This is a genomic window from Desulfosarcina sp., from assembly GCF_033791525.1.
Taxonomy (GTDB): Bacteria; Desulfobacterota; Desulfobacteria; order Desulfobacterales; family Desulfosarcinaceae; genus Desulfosarcina.
This window is the reverse complement of sequence record NZ_JASJGN010000137.1, coordinates 1-3712: the sequence shown is the minus strand read 5'-3', so window position 1 is coordinate 3712 and position 3712 is coordinate 1. Positions and strand designations below refer to the sequence as shown.

Here is a 3712-nt window from a genome sequence, read left to right as displayed (position 1 = left end):
AAGGTCAGTTCCTGGATGGAGATCACCGAGACGATGGCCGAATCCTTGATGGTGGAGATGAACTGGCCGGCCAGGGGCGGCATGATCCGGCGCAGGGCCTGGGGGAAGATGACATACCGCAGCTGCTGGGTCCGGGTGAATCCCAGGCCGGAGGAGGCCTCCCATTGGCCCTTGTCGATGGATTGGATGCCTGCGCGGATGATCTCGGTGATGTAGGCGCCTTCGTAAACAGCCAGGGCCACGGCACCGGAGATGAAAATCGGCACCCGGGAGGGTTCGGCCATGAGCAGACCCAGGATGCCGGACAGCGGACCATTGTCATTGAATGTCGCCCGGCTGATGCCGATTGCAGGCAGGAGCCGGTCCCCGATAAAATAGTAGAAAATAAAGATCCACACCAGCACCGGGATGTTGCGGATTAACTCCACATAACCGGTTCCGAGCATGCGGCGGTAGCGGCTGCAGCTGGTCCTGAACAGCCCCATGACGGTGCCGATAATCAGGGCCAGTATCGTGGCCCAGAAGCTCAGGCGCAGGGTGACCAGCACCCCCTGGAGAATCAGGCCGGGCACCCATCGGCCGCTCTGTGCATCCAGGCGCAGCAGGTATTGGGGCATGGCCTGCCAGTTCCATCTGTACTGGGCCTGCACGGTGGCCTGGTAGAGCAGCCACACCACTGCGGCCCCGATCCCGGCCAGCAGGATCAGGTCCGTGGTGGTGATTCTGATCTTTTTTCCGATCACTGAATCTGAGATTCCCAGTCTTTGGTTTCAAACCAGTAGGTTTTGCGCGCTTTCAGCCAACCCTCGGCATCCACGTAGCCGATCCAGTTGTTGAAATAATTCAAGGTGTCCACATCACCTTTTTGCACGGCAAAGCCAATGGGCTCCCTCGTAAACGTCCCGTCAATGGGCAGAAAGAGCTTGTCCGGGTACTTGATGGCCTGAAAGGCGGGTGTGGGGGCCGAACCGACCACGGCATGTGCGCGCCCGTTGATCACTTCCTGGTAAGCCTGGGCCTCGTCGTCGAACATGCGGATTTCCGCGTTGGGCAGGTATTTTTTGGCGGCTGTGACTGCGGTGGAACCCAGGCGGGCCGCGATGGTGACACCAGGCTTGTTGAATGCCTCGATGCCGGTCATGCCGGCGGCCATCTTCTTGCTGGCCACCATGGACATGCCCGTATAATCGTAGGGGGCGGTGAAATTCACCTTCAGGTTCCGGCTGGGCAGGATGCCCATGCCGCCGATAATGACGTCGAACTTGCCGGTGAGCAGCGCCGGGATGACACCGGACCACTTGGTGGGAACGAACTCCACCTTGACGCCCATGTCTTCGGCCAGGCGTGTGGCCACGTCGATTTCAAAACCGATCAGCTTGCCGGTTTTGTCCTTCATGGCCCAGGGCACGAACGTGGACATGCCCACCCGCAGCACCCCGCGCTGGATCACCTGCTCTACGACACTGTCCTGGCTGTCGGCGGCTATTGCGCCAGGTATGCCGGCCAGGGAGAAAACCAGTATGGCCAGGAAAAAAATACGGGTCATGCGTGTCATGATTTTCATACAACCTCTCCTTTCCTTGATTAAAATGATTTTTATCATCACGCCAAACCATCTTGGCCTGTCCGCGCCAGCCGTTTTTCCATAGCCTGGGTGGCCAGTGACAAGGACAGGGTTAATATCAGGTAGATTGCCGCGATGGTAAACCAGAGTTCAAATACCAGATAGGTCTCAGCGATGATCTCCTGGCCTTTCATGGTCAGATCGTAAATGGCGATGGTGCTCACCAAGGCCGAGTCTTTGATCAAAGAGACGGCCTGGCTCACCAGCGGCGGGGTCATGTGTCGAAGGGCCTGGGGCAGAACCACGTGCCGGTAGGTGCGGTACCGGCCCAGTCCAATGCTTTTGGACGCTTCCCATTGGCCCTGGGGAACAGCAAGGATGCCGGCGCGGATGATTTCTGAGGCATATGCCCCTTCAAACAGGCTTAATGCCAGAACAGCCGATGCAAAACGGCTGAGATCCACCATGGGCGAAAACACGAAGTAGATAAAAAACAACTGCACCAGCAGGGGGGTGTTGCGGATCAACTCCAGATAGGCCCGGGCGATTGCTCGTGCAGCAAAAGACCTGGATAATCGGCAGACCGCCGTAATCAGGCCGAGCAGGCTGGAGAGCACCAGCGAAACGGCAGAAACCTTAAGCGTCACCACCACCCCCTCAAGCAGGGGGCCGGCCAGAAAATGGCCTTCCGAGAAGCTATACAGATACTGGGGTACCCGATACCATTGCCAATTGTACCCCAGTCCCGTGCCGCTTGCAAAGACGAACCAGACGATCAGGCCGGCGGTGGCAATTACCCGAAACCAGTCGAAGGCGATTCTCTTCCAGTTGGGTCGGGCGCTGTCGCCTGGTATAAGGTAATCACAAGCGTTCATGGATAAATCAGAAACTCAATGCGTCGAATGGGTGATGGCTGTCGAGGCGGTCGCTGACCGCTTTCTGGCTTTTGTCTCTTCTCACCACGAAATACCCAGCGGTGTGAGTTGGCTTAGAATAATTTGCCTACTAACATGCGCCATTTTGCACAAAATGCAAGTTTTTGTGAGTGACGGGTTATGATTAAATGCCAAAAAAGTAACAACTGCCCGCATCTTGAAGAATCTGTTTCATGTATTATTTTTTATTGGTACATAATTGTATCGTTTTACAGTATGCGGACATTGAGGCTGTCAATTTGGCCGAAAGCGCTTCGACAATGCAGCCCTATTACCGTGCTGAATGGTCCGTAACCGTCCTTAAATTAAAAGGATCTAATGGTTTTATGATTGGTTTGACCTGCGGGCGGTTTTGGCATGTTTCTGGCTTTGTATTAGCCGAACAGATTCAGAATCACAACCGTTAATCCCACCGGCCGGGTGCCGGAGTATAAAAACTTTCAGGAGTGCCGACATGATGAACCTTGAGGAAATCAAACGCGACTTCGAATTGGTGAATTCCATCGACTGGGAAATGACCCCGGAAGAGGCCGTTCGCCTTTATCTGGAATGGGGCAACAATTGGGCCCGTGGAAATTATGTGATTCGCTCGAAGGATGATGTGTCCCACTATTTCGTGATCAATACCTGGAAGGACGAACCGGTGATCTACTTTATCCGCCGAAACAGTGACGAAGCGGTGGAACTGGCGGAGATCAAGATGCCCGGAGACCTTAAAAAACGCTACCTGCACTCCCAAGGCAGACACAAAGGCGTGTGGGCCATCGAAGGCGAAGTCAAATCATGGCTCAAGCGAAAGCTCGATGTGCATTAACAAAGGTGTTAAAAGCGTTGGGATTTCAGGCAGGACAACTTAAAATTCGCCGAAAAAGCGCGTTCTGTGGGTATTAAGCGGCCAGGTTTGAGCTGAACCACTATAGCGAGCGCATTCCCCTCCGCTTGTTGGCGCGAAGCAAAAATCCCGATTATCGGGGCGGCGGGGTTAGCGAGCGAACTGCAAATCGATTTTCATCCTTACGGTGCTGCGCAGCACTGCCGTTACAGGCAGAACATTCCCCGCGGCTTGCCGCGGGGAATGTTCAAATTCTTTTTTTTGGAGATATGTACAAATGGTGATCACGTCCATTTTCTAATCCCATCTGTACCATGCTTGGGTAAACTTTTTGGTCTCCTACATTTGCTATCGGCATTCATGTGTTCTACTATTTTAAAT

4 protein-coding genes are annotated in these 3712 nt (G+C 54.3%); 1 reads left to right on the top strand and 3 read right to left on the bottom strand.

Annotated features, from left to right (window positions below; genetic code table 11):
- The 3 genes from QNK41_RS06375 to QNK41_RS06365 all read right to left on the bottom strand — a co-directional run.
- A partial coding sequence (locus QNK41_RS06375; RefSeq protein ID WP_319254916.1) for an amino acid ABC transporter permease occupies nucleotides 1-743 on the bottom strand: 743 nt, incomplete at its 3' end.
- Nucleotides 740-1564: a transporter substrate-binding domain-containing protein gene (locus tag QNK41_RS06370; protein ID WP_319254914.1), complete on the bottom strand. Its 825-nt coding sequence runs from the start codon at nucleotides 1562-1564 to the stop codon at nucleotides 740-742. The genes QNK41_RS06375 and QNK41_RS06370, both read right to left, overlap by 4 nt.
- 38 nt (nucleotides 1565-1602) lie before the next feature.
- Nucleotides 1603-2439, bottom strand: coding sequence for an amino acid ABC transporter permease (locus QNK41_RS06365; RefSeq protein WP_319254912.1), 837 nt, complete (start codon nucleotides 2437-2439; stop codon nucleotides 1603-1605).
- Between the two features lie 514 nt (nucleotides 2440-2953).
- Here QNK41_RS06365 and QNK41_RS06360 point away from each other — a divergent pair.
- A complete protein-coding gene (locus tag QNK41_RS06360; protein ID WP_319254910.1) occupies nucleotides 2954-3313 on the top strand; it encodes a DVU0772 family protein in 360 nt (119 codons plus the stop codon).
- Nucleotides 3314-3712 lie beyond the last annotated feature (399 nt).